The organism is Pseudoalteromonas sp. P1-16-1b (genome assembly GCF_001401785.1).
GTDB classification, from domain to species: Bacteria; Pseudomonadota; Gammaproteobacteria; order Enterobacterales; family Alteromonadaceae; genus Pseudoalteromonas; species Pseudoalteromonas undina.
This window is the reverse complement of record NZ_LKGQ01000053.1, coordinates 1-516: the sequence shown is the minus strand read 5'-3', so window position 1 is coordinate 516 and position 516 is coordinate 1. Positions and strand designations below refer to the sequence as shown.

Annotated in this window: 1 protein-coding gene and 3 tRNA genes; all 4 read left to right on the top strand. The window is 45.0% G+C overall.

Features of this window, described 5'->3' with window-relative positions; translation table 11 throughout:
* Positions 1–85, top strand: a tRNA-Tyr gene (locus tag AN392_RS18105).
* Positions 86–131: 46 nt separating this feature from the next.
* A tRNA-Gly gene (locus AN392_RS18100) sits at positions 132–206 on the top strand.
* A 10-nt stretch (positions 207–216) separates the two neighbouring features.
* Positions 217–292 (top strand) — tRNA-Thr (locus AN392_RS18095).
* Positions 293–427: 135 nt separating this feature from the next.
* Positions 428–516 (top strand): GTP-binding protein (locus tag AN392_RS18090; RefSeq protein WP_233997923.1); only part of this gene is annotated, 89 nt, incomplete at its 3' end.

The following is a 516-nucleotide window of genomic DNA, read 5'->3' as shown; positions in this document are numbered from 1 at the left end:
GGAGGGGTTCCCGAGCGGCCAAAGGGATCAGACTGTAAATCTGACGGCTCAGCCTTCGCTGGTTCGAATCCAGCTCCCTCCACCACTTTATTCTAGACGGTTAGAGGTAGTTTAAGAACAGGTTCCTTAAAGCGGGCATCGTATAATGGCTATTACCTCAGCCTTCCAAGCTGATGATGCGGGTTCGATTCCCGCTGCCCGCTCCAATTTGATGATGCTGATATAGCTCAGTTGGTAGAGCGCACCCTTGGTAAGGGTGAGGTCGGCAGTTCAAATCTGCCTATCAGCACCAGTCAATCGAATCTCCTTAAACACTTCCTTTATCTGTCAGAAAAAACTATTTGAAATTTGAAAAAATTAACTTAATCTACCTATGGTGGATTATTTTCATATGTAATCTAGATACACAAAACTGATAGGTTCCGTCATGGCAAAAGAAAAGTTTGAACGCGTAAAACCGCACGTAAACGTTGGTACAATCGGCCACGTTGACCACGGTAAAACTACACTAACTGC